Source organism: Aestuariivirga sp., from assembly GCF_020252395.1.
Classification (GTDB): Bacteria; Pseudomonadota; Alphaproteobacteria; order Rhizobiales; family Aestuariivirgaceae; genus Aestuariivirga.
Map to the genome: position 1 here is coordinate 34656 of NZ_JADCDB010000008.1, position 14798 is coordinate 49453.

General features: G+C 62.5%; 17 protein-coding genes. 14 read left to right on the top strand and 3 right to left on the bottom strand.

Annotation, left to right across the window (positions count from 1 at the left end; all coding sequences use genetic code 11):
* The first annotated feature begins 126 nt into the window (after positions 1–126).
* From IOC82_RS05720 to IOC82_RS05745, 6 genes are all read left to right on the top strand, one after another.
* Positions 127–573, top strand: a complete 447-nt coding sequence (locus IOC82_RS05720; RefSeq protein ID WP_290545222.1) for a VOC family protein — start codon at positions 127–129, stop codon at positions 571–573.
* Between the two features lie 310 nt (positions 574–883).
* Positions 884–1186 carry a hypothetical protein gene (locus tag IOC82_RS05725; RefSeq protein WP_290545223.1) on the top strand — a complete coding sequence of 101 codons (303 nt, stop codon included), beginning with the start codon at positions 884–886 and terminating at the stop codon, positions 1184–1186.
* On the top strand, positions 1170–1457 hold the full coding sequence (locus tag IOC82_RS05730; protein ID WP_290545224.1) for a DNA-binding protein: 288 nt from the start codon (positions 1170–1172) through the stop codon (positions 1455–1457). The genes IOC82_RS05725 and IOC82_RS05730 overlap by 17 nt, the downstream gene beginning before the upstream one ends.
* A gap of 392 nt (positions 1458–1849) precedes the next feature.
* Complete coding sequence (locus tag IOC82_RS05735) at positions 1850–2020, top strand: hypothetical protein (RefSeq protein WP_290545225.1); 171 nt, start codon at positions 1850–1852, stop codon at positions 2018–2020.
* Positions 2021–2498: 478 nt separating this feature from the next.
* Positions 2499–3293: a TIGR04255 family protein gene (locus IOC82_RS05740; protein WP_290545226.1), complete on the top strand. Its 795-nt coding sequence runs from the start codon at positions 2499–2501 to the stop codon at positions 3291–3293.
* Between the two features lie 53 nt (positions 3294–3346).
* Positions 3347–3841: a hypothetical protein gene (locus IOC82_RS05745; protein ID WP_290545227.1), complete on the top strand. Its 495-nt coding sequence runs from the start codon at positions 3347–3349 to the stop codon at positions 3839–3841.
* A 620-nt stretch (positions 3842–4461) separates the two neighbouring features.
* Here IOC82_RS05745 and uvrB read toward each other — a convergent pair.
* Complete coding sequence (uvrB, locus tag IOC82_RS05750; RefSeq protein ID WP_290545228.1) at positions 4462–6750, bottom strand: excinuclease ABC subunit UvrB; 2289 nt, start codon at positions 6748–6750, stop codon at positions 4462–4464.
* Between the two features lie 137 nt (positions 6751–6887).
* On the opposite strand from uvrB, the gene rlmJ reads away from it, so the two are divergent.
* Positions 6888–7736 carry a 23S rRNA (adenine(2030)-N(6))-methyltransferase RlmJ gene (gene rlmJ, locus IOC82_RS05755; protein WP_290545229.1) on the top strand — a complete coding sequence of 283 codons (849 nt, stop codon included), beginning with the start codon at positions 6888–6890 and terminating at the stop codon, positions 7734–7736.
* A gap of 51 nt (positions 7737–7787) precedes the next feature.
* On the opposite strand, the gene IOC82_RS05760 is transcribed toward rlmJ, so the two are convergent.
* Together IOC82_RS05760 and IOC82_RS05765 are read right to left on the bottom strand one after the other, a co-directional pair.
* On the bottom strand, positions 7788–8318 hold the full coding sequence (locus tag IOC82_RS05760) for a tetratricopeptide repeat protein (protein WP_290545230.1): 531 nt from the start codon (positions 8316–8318) through the stop codon (positions 7788–7790).
* Positions 8319–8390: 72 nt separating this feature from the next.
* The gene (locus IOC82_RS05765; RefSeq protein WP_290545231.1) at positions 8391–9572 is read right to left on the bottom strand and encodes an FAD-dependent monooxygenase; all 1182 of its coding nucleotides are present in this window, start codon (positions 9570–9572) and stop codon (positions 8391–8393) included.
* Positions 9573–9678: 106 nt separating this feature from the next.
* Between IOC82_RS05765 and IOC82_RS05770 the strand changes: the two genes are divergently transcribed.
* The 7 genes from IOC82_RS05770 (at position 9679) to IOC82_RS05800 (ending at position 14716) form a co-directional block, all read left to right on the top strand.
* Positions 9679–10881, top strand: a complete 1203-nt coding sequence (locus tag IOC82_RS05770) for a pyridoxal phosphate-dependent aminotransferase (protein ID WP_290545232.1) — start codon at positions 9679–9681, stop codon at positions 10879–10881.
* A gap of 15 nt (positions 10882–10896) precedes the next feature.
* Positions 10897–11400, top strand: coding sequence for a DUF1993 family protein (locus IOC82_RS05775; protein ID WP_290545233.1), 504 nt, complete (start codon positions 10897–10899; stop codon positions 11398–11400).
* A gap of 37 nt (positions 11401–11437) precedes the next feature.
* A complete protein-coding gene (locus tag IOC82_RS05780; protein WP_290545234.1) occupies positions 11438–11899 on the top strand; it encodes a DUF992 domain-containing protein in 462 nt (153 codons plus the stop codon).
* A 130-nt stretch (positions 11900–12029) separates the two neighbouring features.
* A complete protein-coding gene (locus IOC82_RS05785) occupies positions 12030–12500 on the top strand; it encodes a DUF992 domain-containing protein (RefSeq protein WP_290545235.1) in 471 nt (156 codons plus the stop codon).
* 187 nt (positions 12501–12687) lie between these two features.
* Positions 12688–13500 carry a GTP-binding protein gene (locus IOC82_RS05790; RefSeq protein ID WP_290545236.1) on the top strand — a complete coding sequence of 271 codons (813 nt, stop codon included), beginning with the start codon at positions 12688–12690 and terminating at the stop codon, positions 13498–13500.
* Positions 13501–13505: 5 nt separating this feature from the next.
* The gene (locus IOC82_RS05795) at positions 13506–14144 is read left to right on the top strand and encodes a hypothetical protein (RefSeq protein WP_290545237.1); all 639 of its coding nucleotides are present in this window, start codon (positions 13506–13508) and stop codon (positions 14142–14144) included.
* A 221-nt stretch (positions 14145–14365) separates the two neighbouring features.
* Entirely contained in the window at positions 14366–14716 is a 351-nt protein-coding gene (locus tag IOC82_RS05800) for a MarR family winged helix-turn-helix transcriptional regulator (protein WP_290545238.1), read from the top strand.
* Positions 14717–14798 lie beyond the last annotated feature (82 nt).

Sequence of the window (14798 nt, forward strand, 5' to 3'; positions counted from 1 at the left end):
ATCCGCCCCCGGGGCGCCGTCCTGGATGATGGAATTCCCGGATGATTGAAGTCTGCCATTCCCGGTGAGCCGGGACGGGCGGCCTGCGCATCGATGTGGACCAGCCCGCCGCGGCGGAGCGGCCGCATGAGAAAGAAAGGCCCCATGTTGCATCACGTCGAAATCCATGTCTCGAACCTCGCGGCCAGCAAGGCCTTCTGGCGCAACCTGCTGCGGCGGGTGGGTTACCGCCAGACCAGCTCCTGGGGGCAGGGCTTCAACCTGTCAGACGGCGCGGATGCCTATCTCACCTTCGTGCAGGTGGAGGCCAGGCACGCCGCGCGGCCCTATCACCGCTGCGGCGTGGGCCTCAACCACCTCGCCTTCCGCCTGCCCAGCCGCGCCGCCGTCGACGCCCTGCGCGCCTGGCGCCGCAGGAAGAAACTCCCGCTGCTCTATGACGACCGCTACCCCTTCGCCACCGGCGGCACGGATTACTACGCCCTGTTCGTGGAAGACCCGACAGGATCAAGGTGGAGTTTGTGGCGGGGTGAGATTGCGCGCATCGGGGCACGCAACGGCCGCCCGCAATAGAAATGCGTTTCCCTCCCCCGTGTGGGGAGGGATTAAGGGTGGGGGTCCCCGGGCTCCAGCCTGCGCCGGGGTGACGGGCAGAGGGGGTGGGCCGCCGCTTGCCACCACAAGTTCCTTTTCCCATCCTGCGGACGGGAGAAGGGAACCGGGGGACGCACCTCCCTCTCGCCATGACTGGACGTGATCCGGGCATCCTCTCCGGCGGCGGCAAAAGGATGCCCGGCTCGGAGACCGGGCATGATGAGGAGGGGGCGGGGCGACCAGACGCGGCATGGCTTGACTTGCCATACTTTGTCCATACACTCCTGCCATGGTCAAATCCATCAGGTGGAACGAGGAGAAGGGACGGGCGCTGACGGAAGATGAGGCGCGTGGTCGCGTTGGCTTCGAGGAGTGCGTCGCGGCCATCGCCGCCGGGCGCATTGTGGATGTTGTCGCGAACCCCAGCCTCAATCACCCGTCACAGCGCATGTTCATTCTCGCCATCCGGAATGATGCCTATTGCGTGCCGTTTGTCGAAAGCGATGCCGAAATCTTTCTCAAGACGGTTTTTCCCAGCCGCACATTCACTGCCATTTATCTGCCGGAGCAAGACAATGACGAGCAAGGCTAAGCCGCCGAAGATTGCCGGTTTCCGCGACGCGGAGGAAAAGGCGCTGGTCAAGGCCATCGAAGCACCAGGCTACGCGCCGCGGAGCGAACTGACCCCGGCTGGCAAGAAGGCCTACGCCGCCGCTGCCCGTGCGGCGATGAATGAAGCACGGGTGAAGATCTCGCTCCGCATCTCGGAATCCGACCTGCTGCGCCTCAAGGCCAAGGCCCTGCGGGAAGGCATGCCCTACCAGACGCTGATCGGCTCGATCCTTCACAAGGCGGTGAGTTAGAGGGGCGACACGGCCGTGTTTGGCTGTTCCCTTCTCCCGTTGCAAAGCAATGGGAGAAGGTGCCCGAAGGGCGGATGAGGGCCTCTTTCAACGGGCGGGACTCGCGGACAGAGGCCCTCATCCGGCTTGGTCGCGCCACCTTCTCCCATCCTGCGGACAGGAGAAGGGAGCCGGGGGACGCGCCTCCCTCTCACCATGCTCGGACGTGATCCGGGCATTCTCTCCGGCGGCGGCAAAAGGATGCCCCGCGCGGAGGCCCGGCATGGTGAGGAGTGGGATGGCCTCACGCCCGCCACGGCGTCACTCTGGCGAAGGCCGGGGCCCCGCTTTGGTTCAGCAGGGGTGGTGAGACAGCGGGGTCCCGGCCTCCGCCGGGGTGACGGACGCGAGGGATGTTCCACGCCCTGTGGGACATGGTGCAGTTCCTCGGCGGCCTCTGGCAGGCCGACTTCGGCCAGCTGATCCTCATCGGCATCATCGTCAAACCGGTGATGGGCGCGGGGCTGTGGTGGTTCGTGGTGCGGAAGCGGAAGGGGTGGGGGGGTGGCCGACAGGCCGGATGAGGGCGCTGTCCACGCGTGGCAATCGTGATGCCCTCTCGCGTCGCCCGCAGTCGCTTTTGGATGCATTTTATGTTGCAAAAGCGTTGCCGCCGTAGCACCGCGGATGCCCCAAGTCGATGCAACCGGATCATGTTGCCGCAGGTGCAGTCCGGATGCTGTCGCAAACCATTTCAAACACAGCCTGCAAAACCTGCACATCGCTCCGAAAACAAAATTGACAGCGCGCGCTGTCAGACCGGCATGGCAGATCTTCGATCCGCCCCCACCCCCTCAAGCCGTCACCCCGGCGCAGGCCGGGGCCCCGCTTTGGTTCAGCATGGGTGGTGAGACGGCGGGGTCCCGGCTTTCGCCGGGATGACGGACGCGAGGGATGTTCCACGCCCTGTGGTGGAGTGGCTCGCCCCAATTCAAATCGGTTAAGTGCTGAGCAATTTGGTGCTAGTAGATGCATAATTTGACTGGCACGCAGAGAACCGAAATGTTTGAAACCCTTTATCCTGAGCACGCTATCGAGAGATGCACGGTAAGTCTCTCTTTTGATGCTCCCGTACCTGCAAAGGCGCGTGAAAAGGCCCTTTCAGCTCTAAGATCAGATCTGCAGGGGGCCGGGTTCGGAGAAGGTAAGTCGATGGGCTTTAGGTTTGGAAACATTTCTGGACAACTTAAAGTTGAGTTGGACGATGCTCCGGTAAAGTTCGAGCTGCCGTCGGGAGGTATTGAAATTGTAATTTTCCCGGATGCACTAATATACACAACGCAAAAATATGTTCGATGGCGTCCGTTCTTTGGCCAATTTCGCGAAAGCCTTTCCGGCTACATGAAGACCGTTACTGAGATTTTATCGATGCGGGCACTGCGCCTCGAATACGTAGATCGGTTTATCTGGACCGGGAGTTGGGACGATATTGATTATGGGTCCCTTTTGAGAGCGGACTCCAACCTAATTGCGCCGCTATTCACTCAGGCGAAAAAACAATGGCACTCCCACGCCGGCTTGTTTGAGTTTCCGCGATCGGCTGAACGCCGTCTCATGCAAGTGAATGTTGACGCAACGGATGCCTTGTCGCAGAGTGGATCGCAACCTTCTATAGGTATTTTGACGTTGATCCAGGACGAGTTCATCGGCGCCAACAATTCTGAGAATCGCTTCAAAGAATTTGAAGGCTGTATGGACGCGGTCGAAGAACTACATGTTTCCAGCAAGGACTTGTTCTCCAGAGTGATAGTGGCCGATATGGCTGCGCGCATAAATTTGAATAGTAGGGGAAGTTGATGAGCCACTCCCTAAGAGTCGAACGGGGTACCTCCATCCGAGGATGGGTGGACTTGGGAGATTTTTCCGAACGCAACACCATCGCTGTTCAGCCATGGTCGTTCTTTGAGGAAGGCTTTGCTGCTTGGGAGAAGCAGAAATCGGTAAAGCCTGCGGCGACCTTGGAGGGACAGGTTGTTGAACGCTCAGCTCCTGTGGACATCTGGTTGAAGAAGTGTTTGCGCCTATTAGCCGATTATCGGAAGTTCAAGGACGATTGGAATGGCGAAGGTGCGCCTTCTCCCTTGCCCGGTTCGCTAGATACAATCGAATGGCTGGTAAGTCTGATAGCCACACTGCCAAGCAAATTTCGTCCACAGCTAAGTCTGGACCCTCTTGGCCGCCCAAGCCTTGTTGCTCGAGACGCTAGCCGATATCTCCACTTGACTGTCGAAGAGCCGGGTAAAATTACTTGGTATTCTTGTCTGGCAGATGATGAAGATTTTGAGGATGAGTTTCCATTTGATGGAAGTACACTACCCAGAAAGCTCCGCACTTTCTTGAAGTAAGTAGCTGCCATGTGTCAAACATGCCAAGAAGCGTTCTCTGTTAAGCGTGAACACAGAGCGTCAGCAGTCCATCTAGTAAGCGGATCAGAATGTAGATGTGAGAGCCAGCAGATTTTTGAGGGTTCCCCAGGACGCGTTTCTGATGACGAATATCTCTGTATTATTATTTCAGATCCGCAATATCTGCTCCCAAATGGCAATGGTTTAGACCCTAATGCTGTTATTCAAATCGACAAAGGTGGACTAAGCACTTTGCGTTCGCAGGCCAGTATCGGTGAATTCCAGCAAACTCTAGAGGAACTCCAGCGTAGATCTAAAGAGGCTGGTAAGGAACGGTATCTACACGGAGTTTGCGTGGTTCAAGTGTCGGACGTTCGTTATGAAAACAACACGCGCTTCCTCTGTGTTTACGACACGCCCCTTGCAGGAAAACCTTATCATGCAGACATCATGGGCCCGTTGATCGCTGGTGACTCAAAGTCGCAAGTTAAGAGGAACAAATATGAGCGATACAAGAAGCTCATAGAAGTTATCGAGAGTACGCTGACGGCTCCGGACCAGTTTAAGAATGGTGCCCTGAGTCCATTTGCAAGGCTTGGATAGGACTCCAAAGGATCTCCCTACCTCTTCGGCCCCCGATACGCCCTCGTCCCCGGCTTGCCCGCCTTCGAGCTCGCCTTGCGGTCGCCCGGTTTTGGCTGCGGCCAGCTGGCGGTGGCGTCCTTGATGTTGGACTGGCGCACCGTGGGGTCGTCGATGATGGCCATTTCGACGGCCTTCAGGCGCTTCACCTCGTCGCGCAGTCTGGCGGCTTCCTCGAATTCCAGGTTGGCGGCGGCTTCGCGCATTTTCTTTTCGAGCTCGGCCAGGACCTTCACGAGGTTGTGGCCGATGAGGGGGCCGTCGTCTTCCAGGAGGCCTGCATCGGCGCGGACGTGGTCGCGTTCGTAAACGCTCTTCAGGATGTCGCCGATGTTCTTCTTGATCGACAGCGGCGTGATGTTGTTGGCGGTGTTGTAGGCCACCTGCTTTTCGCGGCGGCGGTCGGTCTCGGCGATGGCGCGCTCCATCGAGCCAGTGATCTTGTCGGCATAGAGGATGACGCGGCCATCGACGTTGCGCGCGGCGCGGCCGATGGTCTGCACCAGCGAGGTTTCAGAGCGCAGGAAGCCTTCCTTGTCGGCATCCAGAATGGCCACGAGGGCGCATTCCGGAATGTCGAGGCCCTCGCGCAGCAGGTTGATGCCGATCAGCACGTCGAAGGCGCCGAGCCTCAAGTCGCGGATGATTTCGATGCGCTCCAGCGTGTCGATGTCGGAATGCATGTAGCGGACACGGATGCCCTGTTCATGCATATATTCCGTCAGGTCCTCCGCCATGCGCTTGGTGAGCGTGGTGACCAGAACGCGGTAGCCCTTCAGTGCCACCTCGCGGCATTCGGCGACGAGGTCGTCCACCTGGTCCTTGACCGGGCGGATGAAGACGGGCGGATCGATGAGGCCGGTGGGCCGGATGACCTGTTCGGCGAAGACGCCGCCGGTCTGATTCATTTCCCATTTGCCGGGCGTGGCCGAGACGCAGACGGTCTGCGGGCGCATCGCGTCCCACTCCTCGAAGCGCAAAGGCCGGTTGTCGATGCAGGAGGGCAGGCGGAAGCCATATTCGGCGAGCGTCGCCTTGCGGTTGAAGTCGCCCCTAAACATGCCGCCGATCTGCGGGATGGTGACATGGCTTTCGTCGACGAAAACCAGCGCATTGTCCGGCAGGTATTCGAACAAAGTGGGCGGCGGCTCGCCCGGCTTGCGGCCCGTGAGATAGCGCGAATAATTCTCGATGCCCGCGCAGGAGCCGGTGGCCATCATCATCTCGATATCGAACATGGTGCGCTGTTCGAGGCGCTGGGCCTCGAGCAGGCGGCCTGCGGCGTTGAACTCGTTGAGCCTGATGCGCAGGTCGTTCTTGATGCGGCTCACCGCCTGCTCCAGCGTCGGCTTGGGCGTCACGTAATGCGAGTTGGAGTAGACCTTGATCTGGTCGAGCTCCGCCATCTTCTGGCCGGTGAGCGGATCGAATTCGGAGATCGCCTCGATCTCGTCGCCGAACAGGGAGAGCCGCCAGGCGCGGTCCTCGAAATGGGAGGGGAAGAGCTCGATCGTGTCGCCGCGCACCCTAAAGGCGCCGCGCACGAAATTCTGGTCATTGCGCTTGTAGTGAAGGGCCACGAGGTCGGCCAGCAGCTGGCGCTGCGGCGTGCGATCGCCCTTCTTCAGCTGGAAGGCCATGGCGGAATAGGTTTCGACGTCGCCAATGCCATAGATGCAGGAGACGGAGGCCACCACGATCACGTCGTCGCGCTCCAGGAGCGAGCGCGTGGCCGAGTGGCGCATGCGGTCGATCTGTTCGTTGATGGCCGATTCCTTTTCGATGTAGGTGTCGCTGCGCGGCACATAGGCTTCGGGCGTGTAGTAGTCGTAGTAGGAGACGAAATATTCGACCGCGTTTTCGGGGAAGAAGCTCTGGAACTCGCCATAGAGCTGGGCGGCCAGCGTCTTGTTGGGGGCGAGAATCAGGGCCGGGCGCTGCGTCTCCTCGATCACCTTGGCCATGGTGAAGGTCTTGCCGGAGCCGGTGACGCCCAAGAGCACCTGGTCGCGCTCCATCTGGCGGACGCCGGCGGCGAGTTCCGAAATGGCCTGGGGCTGGTCGCCGCGCGGTTCGAAATCGGAGACGATCCTCAGCCGTTTGCCCGGCGCCTTGGGCGGCTTCGGCGGCTTAACGGGGGTGAAGCCGGGCAGCGGCACGAAGTCCGGCCGCAGCGGCCCGAGGCCTCCGGCGATCGATTCGGCGGAGTCGAAATCGAGCGGCTGCGGCGCTTCCGCAAAGCCGCCGTCCTGGCGTGAATGTCCCATGATGGCGGCAATATAGGGCGGGCGAGGGGAGTCGGGAAGGGCGCCAATAGCCAAGGGCGGGCGGTTCTGGCATGAGTGCGGCGCATGATCCGCGCCTTGCTTACCGTGCCCGCCCTGGCCTTTTGCGTGCTCCGCGCATGAACTACCGCCATGCCTATCATGCCGGGAACCACGCCGACGTGCTGAAGCACGTCGTGCTGGCCCGCGTGATCGCGCACATGAAGAAGAAGGATAAGCCGTTCCGGGTGATCGATGCGCATGCGGGTGCTGGCGTCTACGATCTCGCGGGCATCGAGGCCGGCAAGACCGGCGAATGGGAAGGCGGCATCGGCAAGCTGGCCGAGCCTTTTTCCGCGGAGGCCGAGGACCTGCTCAAGCCCTATCGCCACGTGATCGCGGCGCTTAATCCCGGTGGCGGCCTTCGCTACTATCCCGGCTCGCCCGAACTTGCCTTGCGCCTGATGCGCCCGCAGGACCGGCTTCTCGCCAACGAGCTTCACCCGCAGGATGCGGTGGCGCTGGAGCGGCAGTATCTCCACGACCCGCGTTGCGATGTCACTGCGATGGATGCCGAGACCTGCCTCAAGGCCAGGCTGCCGCCGCCCGAGCGGCGCGGCGTGATCCTGATCGATCCGCCCTATGAGGCGAAGAACGAGGCGGAGAAGGCCTTGCGCATGCTGGCCCATGGGCTGAGGCGCTTTGCGCAGGGCGTGTTCCTGCTGTGGTATCCGCTGAAGGCGGACTGCACGGCGGAGACGATCCTCGCCGCGGTGGCGGAGATGGGCGTGCCCGCAACGCTGAAGGCCGAGCTGCGGGTGCGCGAGGCCTTCGCGGCCGGCGGGCTGGCGGGCTCCGGCCTCGCCATCCTCAATGCGCCATGGAAGCTCGACGAGGAGTTGCGCCTGCTGGCGCCCGCGCTGGCGGAGCGGCTGGGGCTGGGCGATTGGGGCCGGGCAACGGTGGCGTGGCTGGTGGAGCCGAGGTGACGGTCTGAAGGCCTCTCCCGCCTCACGGGCGGGAGAGGGGGCAGGGGCAGATCAGTTGGCCGCTGCGATGGCGGCGGAGAGGTCCTTGTATTCCTCGCAGGCTGTGCCGCAGCTCTTCTCGATGGCGGCAAGTTCGGCCATGGCGAGATCGACGCGGCCGGCGGCGATGTAGCCTTCGCCCAGATATTCGCGCGCCAGGTTGAAATTGGGATCGATGGCGAGGGCCTGGCGGTAATAGGTGATGCCGGTTTCGAGGCGGCCCGCCTTGCGGTTGGAATAGCCGAGATAATTGAGGACTCGCGGATCTTCCTGGTTCTGGATCGTGGCGAGCACCTGGATGGCCCAGTCATACTGCGCCTCCTTGGCCAGCGCCCGGCCTTGCTGATAAAGCTCCTCATCGGGCAAAATGCCGGATTGGGTGGCGACGCATTTCTTGGTCTTGGCGTTCCACACCTGGCCCTTCTTGCAGCCGTGGTTGGTGGGCGAAGAGCTGCCGCCGCCACTGCTGCCGCCGCCAGCGGCGAAGGCAGGTGCTGCAACCGCGATCAGAAAAGCCAGAGCAACTGGAACAATGCGAGACATGGTGTCCTCCTTGAAAGAGATACCGGCTACTGTACGCAGCAGGCTGCCGGCCCATTCTACACGATTTGGTGATCAGCCGGGACCGTGCGGCGTCCAGCAGTAGATCCATTCGAGCCTGCCCAGCGCATAGGCAGGGCCTGACAGCCGGAGGGTCAGGTTCCGCGCCGACGCCAGGACGCCGGAGGCGTGGTAGATGCGGCCCATGTTGCGCGACTGCTGCTGGATCCTGGCAGTGCGGGCGCGGCGCTCCTGCGAATAGGCGCCGAAGGCCGTGGCAACGTCTGGATACTGCCCAATCGCTCCTGACAGGACCACCGCATCCTCAAGCGCCATAACGGCGCCCTGGGCGAGGAAGGGGAGCGCGGCATGGGCGGCATCGCCCAGCAGCGTCAGGCGGCCCTTCGTCCACTGTGGCAGCGGAGGCAGGTCGGCGCCGGGCCAGCGCATCCAGCCCGCAGGCGCCGCGAGCAGCAGGCCAAGCGCTTCGCAGGCGTCAGGCAGGCGCTGTTCAACCTCGCCGGTGTGGGCAGGCGTCTTCCAGCCATCATCCGGAAGCGTGCCGTCCACCGCCACCACGACGTTGAAGTTGCGCCAGTTGGAGACGGGGTAATGCACCACATGTGCGCCGGGGCAGAGCCACAGCGTCACGCAGTCCGCTTCGATGCCTGGCGGCACGCGATCGAGCGGCATCAGGCACCGATAGAGGATGACGCCGCGCGGCGTGGCCGGCGCCGTGCCGGCGACAGCTGCCCGCAGCGCCGAGCGGACGCCGTCGGCCGCCACCACGGCAGCCCCCTTGGCGGAACTGCCATCGGCGAAACCGAGGCGGGCAGTCTCGCCCAGGTCTTCCATGGCGGTGGCGCGCTTTCCGGTGTTGATCTCGATGGCGAAGTTGCGTTTGGCGGCGGTGACAAGGCTTGCCAGCAGGTCGGCCCGGTGGCAGACGCGGTAGGGGGCGCCAAAGCGATCCTCGAAGGGCTTGCCCAGCCGGATGCGCTGCAGGAGCGCGCCGGACAGCCCGTCGCGCACATGGATCTCGGAGGGGATGACGCAGGCGGGCTCCACTGCGTCCCAGGCGCCCAGCGCCTTGAGCGCTCTGACGCCATTGGGCGACATCTGGAGGCCGGCGCCGATCTCTTCGAAGGTTTGCGCCTGCTCGAACAGCCGCACCGGGCGGCCCTGCCGGGCGAGACCCAGGGCTGCCGCCAGCCCGCCGATGCCGCCGCCGGCGATGAGGAAGGAATGCGCATCCATGGCGGCCTTTTAGCCCAATCCGCGGGCCGTTGAAGTGCGGCGGATTGAGGCTTGCCCACAAGCCCGGCAGAGCCTATTCAGCCCGGAAAATCGAAAGGTTACCGCCATGGGTTTCATCTCCGATTCGCTGAACCGCATCCAGCCCTCCGCCACCATCGCCATCTCCAACAAGGCGATGCAGCTGAAGGCCGAGGGCAAGAACGTGATCGGGCTGGCGGCGGGGGAACCCGACTTCGACACGCCGCAGAACATCAAGGACGCGGCGATCGCGGCGATCCAGGCGGGCAAGACCAAGTACACGCCGGTGGACGGCATCCCCGAGCTCAAGAAGGCCATCGCCGGCAAGTTCAAGCGCGAGAACAATCTCGACTACAAGGTTTCCCAGGTGTCGGTCGGCTCAGGCGGCAAGCAGGTGCTTTTCAATGCCCTGATGGCGACCGTCAACCCGGGCGACGAAGTGATCGTGCCGGCGCCCTACTGGGTGAGCTACCCCGACATCGTGATGCTGGCGGGGGGCACGCCGGTGTTCGTCGCGGGCAAGGTGGAGAATGGCTTCAAGCTGCAGGCGGCCGACCTCGAGAAGGCGATCACGCCGAAGACCAAATGGCTGATCCTCAATTCGCCGTCGAACCCCTCTGGCGCTGCCTATTCGCGCGCCGAGCTGAAGGCGCTGACGGATGTGCTGCTGAAGCACCCGCATGTGTGGGTGCTCTCCGACGACATGTATGAGCACCTGGTCTACGACGGCTTCGAATTCGCCACGCCGGCGCAGGTGGAACCGAAGCTCTATGACCGCACGCTGACGATGAACGGCGTGTCCAAGTCCTACTGCATGACCGGATGGCGCATCGGCTATGGCGCGGGGCCGGAGCAGCTGATCAAGGCGATGTCGAAGCTCCAGTCGCAATCGACCTCGAACCCGTCGTCCATCGCGCAGTGGGCGGCGGTGGAGGCGCTGAACGGTCCGCAGGATTTCATTGCGAAGAACAATGAGGTGTTCAGGCAGCGCCGCGATCTCGTCGTGTCGATGCTGAACCAGGCCAGGGGCCTCTCGTGCCCGGCGCCGGAGGGCGCCTTCTATGTCTATCCCTCGTGCGCTGGCTGCATCGGCAAGACCGCGCCCTCGGGCCATGTCATCCGCAATGACGAGGACTTCGTGACGGAACTGCTCGCCGCCGAAGGCGTGGCGGCGGTGCATGGCGCGGCCTTCGGCATGTCGCCCTTCTTCCGAATTTCATATGCGACCTCCACCGGGACCCTGGAGGACGCCTGCAAGCGCATCCAGCGTTTCTGCGGCAACCTGCGTTAAATGAGAGAAACAACCATGAACATGTATGATGCGTCCGTTCCTGTCTTTGCCCATTTCCTGCGCTCACTCTCGGCGATCCTCAAGAAGGCCGAGATGCATTGCGCGGCGCGGAAGATCGAACCCAGCGTGATCCTCGCCGCCAGGCTGTTCCCCGACATGTTTGCCTTCACGCGCCAGGTGCAGATCGCTTCGGATGCCGCGAAGGGGGCGGGCGCAAGGCTTGCCGGCGTGGCCGTGCCAAGCTGGCCAGACGAGGAAAAGACCTTCGATGAGCTGCAGACGCGAATCGGCAAAACCCTGGAGTTTCTGGCCGCGCTCAAGCCGGAACAGTTCGCCGGCGCGGAGGACCGCGATATCCACCTCAAGGCCGGCGGACGCGAGTTGGAGTTCAGGGGTTTCGCCTATCTCGAAACCTGGGCCAAGCCCAACTTCTTCTTCCACCTCACCACCGCCTATGCCATCCTCCGGCACAATGGAATCGAGTTGGGCAAGCCGGATTTCCTGGCTGGCGGTCAGTAAGACAGCGTCTCCTGGACTACATCAGAAGGATGGTGTCATGATGAAGAGATTTGCCGCCTCTCTGCTGGCCCTTGGGCTGCTTGCGCTGCCCGCGCATGCCGATGGCGGCGTAAAGCTGGGCATGCTGGTGTGCGATGTGTCGGGCTCGATCGGCCTGATCCTCGGCGGCTCGGAATCCGCGTCCTGCACGTTCCAGGGCCCCAATGGCGTCGAATACTACAAGGGCCGCATCACCCAGGTCGGCCTCGACATCGGCGTATCCTCCGGCGCCATCATGAGCTGGGCGGTGTTCGCGCCGGGCCAGGTGGGCGTGGGCGCGCTGGCGGGCGACTATGCCGGCGCAACTGCCGATGCCGCCTTTGCCGTGGGCCTCGGCGCCAATGTGCTGGTCGGCGGTTCGCAGCAGTCGATCGCGCTGCAGCCCGTCAGCATCGAGGGCCAGACCGGCGTCAACGTCGCGGCAGGCCTTGCCAACTTCCGCCTCGAATATGTTCCGTAACAACCCGCCGGGGAGGAAGAGGGTTAACCCTGCGGATTAACTGCCATTCCGCCCCGGAATACCGGTCTTGTCCAAATCCTGACATAATGAAAGCCTCTAGCCTTTACCGTCCAATAGGAGACATCGACACATGAAGAAACTGGCCATTGCGGCTCTACTCACCCTGGGCCTCGCGGCCTCCCCGGCCTTCGCCAAGACGAGCGGCGTCAAGATCGGCGTCCTCAACTGCAACGTCTCGGCCAGCGTCGGCATGATCGTTGCGTCCTCCCGGACGCTGAAGTGCAAGTTCGACCGCGCCGTCGGCGGCACCGAAAATTACACCGGCACCATCGAGCGCCTCGGCCTCGACGTCGGCTTCACCGGCAAGGGCGTGATGTCGTGGGTGGTGTTCGCCCCCGGCCAGATCGCCAAGGGCGCCCTCAAGGGCAAGTATGCCGGTGCGTCGGCGGAAGCCTCGGTGGCCGTTGGCCTCGGTGCCAACGTGCTGGTCGGAGGCGGCAGCAAGTCGATCACGTTGCAGCCCCTCAGCGTCCAGGCCCAGACCGGCCTGAACCTCGCCGCCGGCGTCGCTGCGATGACGCTTAAGCCCTCCAAGAAGTAAGCCTTCCCGGGATTGCTGCGAACGGGCCTGGCGAAAGCGCCGGGCCTTTTCGTTTTGTGAATTCGCTTGCGGGCCGTTCTGAACGGAGTCAGTCTTTGACCCGTGGAACCGCCCCGGCGTGGTGACACGGGTAGAGATGGGCGGTCCTTCGCTGCAACGAGTGTCAGCAGTTAAAGGAGCATTGTCCATGGATACCCAAACCGGCAGTAGGCCACAGGGCTCGCGGTGCGTCGCACTGGTGGGCCCCTATCTCAGCGGCAAGACCACACTCCTCGAAGCCATCCTGTTCCACACCGGCGCCATTGCGCGCCAGGGCAGGGTGTCCGGCAAGTCCTCGGTCGGCGATGCGGCGCCGGAAGCGCGCGCCCATGGCATGTCGATCGAACTCAACGCCGCCAGCACGACCTATCTGGGTGACAGCTACACATTTCTCGATTGCCCCGGCTCGGTGGAATTCGCGCAGGACCAGCGCGCGGCGCTGAGCGGCGCCGATGTCGCCATCGTCGTCTGCGAGGCGGATGACAAGAAGGCGCCGGCGCTGCAACTGATCCTCAAGCAGCTCGATGAAATCAACCTGCCCCGCATCCTGTTCATCAACAAGGTAGACAAGTCAGATTCTTCCCCGCGCGACGTGCTCGAGTGGCTGCAGCCCGCCTCCTCGAAGCCGCTCATCCTGCGCCAGCTGCCGATCATGAAGGGCTCGATCGTGACGGGCTTCGTCGACCTCGCGCTGGAGCGCGCCTTCGTCTACCAGGAGCATCTCGAAAGCAAGCTCATCGACATGCCCGCCGACATGGCGGAGCTCGAGAAGTCGCAGCGCTTCGCCATGCTCGAGCGCCTGGCCGACCATGACGATGAGCTGATGGAACAACTGCTCTCCGATATGGAACCGCCGAAGGACCGCGTCTTCGGCGATCTCGCCAGCGAGCTGGCCAATGGCTTTATCACGCCCGTTCTCTTCGCTCCGCCGAGCATGGCGCCGGCATCGAGCGCCTGCTGAAGGCCTTGCGCCACGAGGCGCCGGGCATTGCCGGGACGGCGAAGCGGCTGGGCCTCAGGGCCAACGGCACGACGGTGCAGGTGCTCAAGACCTTCCACACCGCGCATGGCGGCAAGCTGTCGCTGTCGCGCGTGTTCTTGGGCGAGGTGGCCGATGGCGCCGTGCTTTATGGCGCGGAAGGCCAGGACAGCCGCGTGGCGGGCGTCTTCACGCTGATGGGCTCGACGCCGTCCAAGGTGCTGAAGGGCGTTGCGGGCGACACGGTGGCGCTGGGCCGGCTCGAGGGAGCCCATACCGGCGAGACGCTGTCCACCACCAAGGGCAGCACGCCGCAACTGGTGAAGCTCCAAACCGCGCCGGGTGTCTATGGTTTCGCCATTTCGGTGGCCGACCGCAAGGACGAGGTGAAGCTCACAAGCGCCATCGCCAAGCTTGTCGAGGAAGACCCCTCGCTGTCGCTCGCGCACAATCACGGCACTCATGAGATGGTGCTGTGGGGGCAGGGCGAGATGCACCTGCGCGTGGCGCTGGAGAAACTGCAGGGCAAGTTCGGCGTGCATGCCCATACCAAGCCGCGGCGCATCTCCTACCAAGCGGTGATGACCAGAGAGCCTGAACAGGGGTGTGAACAGGCCAAGGATTAAGGACTGAGAATGAGCTACGCTATGCTGACCGTTCCTGTTTTCGTACGGTCCTATGACCGGGATTGTTTGGACTTGCAGGATGATCCTATTGAGTATATTACCCATTTGGAGACAGAGATTAGTGGCCAGTACCCTGACTTCGTCTTCTACGACAGCAACGGTAACCGTGTGTGGCCTGTCACCCTGCTAAAGGGCCACTTCGGTATCACAGGAGAGCCTCTATGGCCGGAGATACCCGCAGCTACATGAAAGCCATCCTTCCCATCGAACTGGTGCGGAAGATAGACCCTAGCGACAGCCTCAGTGCATCTACGGTGCTGATGCTGTTGTACGTCATGCAGTACCCTGACAGTACCATCAAGAAGCTGGAACAGGTGACTGAGCTACGACGTTCGTCTGCCTCGCGTCACATCCTGATACTCACAGAGCGTGGAGACAGGGCAAGGGCGAGGCCGGGGCTGGGTTTGGTCACCACCTATGAGGATGCACAGGACAGCCGTGTGAAGCGTGTGAAGCTGACCGCTAAGGGCCAGCGTCTTGCCAATGACATAGCCAAGATCATGGAGACCTGAATGAAGCTGAGTAAACTCTACAACGAACTAATCAACAACGAGTGGAAGGACAACAAGGACCTAAAGGGATCCAAGCGCCGCG

Coding starts and splice junctions, on each gene's coding strand:
- IOC82_RS05720 (WP_290545222.1), top strand. CDS start 127: ATGAGAAAGAAAGGCCCCATGTTGCATCACGTCGAAATCCATGTCTCG.
- IOC82_RS05725 (WP_290545223.1), top strand. CDS start 884: ATGGTCAAATCCATCAGGTGGAACGAGGAGAAGGGACGGGCGCTGACG.
- IOC82_RS05730 (WP_290545224.1), top strand. CDS start 1,170: ATGACGAGCAAGGCTAAGCCGCCGAAGATTGCCGGTTTCCGCGACGCG.
- IOC82_RS05735 (WP_290545225.1), top strand. CDS start 1,850: ATGTTCCACGCCCTGTGGGACATGGTGCAGTTCCTCGGCGGCCTCTGG.
- IOC82_RS05740 (WP_290545226.1), top strand. CDS start 2,499: ATGTTTGAAACCCTTTATCCTGAGCACGCTATCGAGAGATGCACGGTA.
- uvrB (WP_290545228.1), bottom strand. CDS start 6,750: ATGGGACATTCACGCCAGGACGGCGGCTTTGCGGAAGCGCCGCAGCCG.
- rlmJ (WP_290545229.1), top strand. CDS start 6,888: ATGAACTACCGCCATGCCTATCATGCCGGGAACCACGCCGACGTGCTG.
- IOC82_RS05760 (WP_290545230.1), bottom strand. CDS start 8,318: ATGTCTCGCATTGTTCCAGTTGCTCTGGCTTTTCTGATCGCGGTTGCA.
- IOC82_RS05765 (WP_290545231.1), bottom strand. CDS start 9,572: ATGGATGCGCATTCCTTCCTCATCGCCGGCGGCGGCATCGGCGGGCTG.
- IOC82_RS05770 (WP_290545232.1), top strand. CDS start 9,679: ATGGGTTTCATCTCCGATTCGCTGAACCGCATCCAGCCCTCCGCCACC.
- IOC82_RS05775 (WP_290545233.1), top strand. CDS start 10,897: ATGAACATGTATGATGCGTCCGTTCCTGTCTTTGCCCATTTCCTGCGC.
- IOC82_RS05780 (WP_290545234.1), top strand. CDS start 11,438: ATGATGAAGAGATTTGCCGCCTCTCTGCTGGCCCTTGGGCTGCTTGCG.
- IOC82_RS05785 (WP_290545235.1), top strand. CDS start 12,030: ATGAAGAAACTGGCCATTGCGGCTCTACTCACCCTGGGCCTCGCGGCC.
- IOC82_RS05790 (WP_290545236.1), top strand. CDS start 12,688: ATGGATACCCAAACCGGCAGTAGGCCACAGGGCTCGCGGTGCGTCGCA.
- IOC82_RS05800 (WP_290545238.1), top strand. CDS start 14,366: ATGGCCGGAGATACCCGCAGCTACATGAAAGCCATCCTTCCCATCGAA.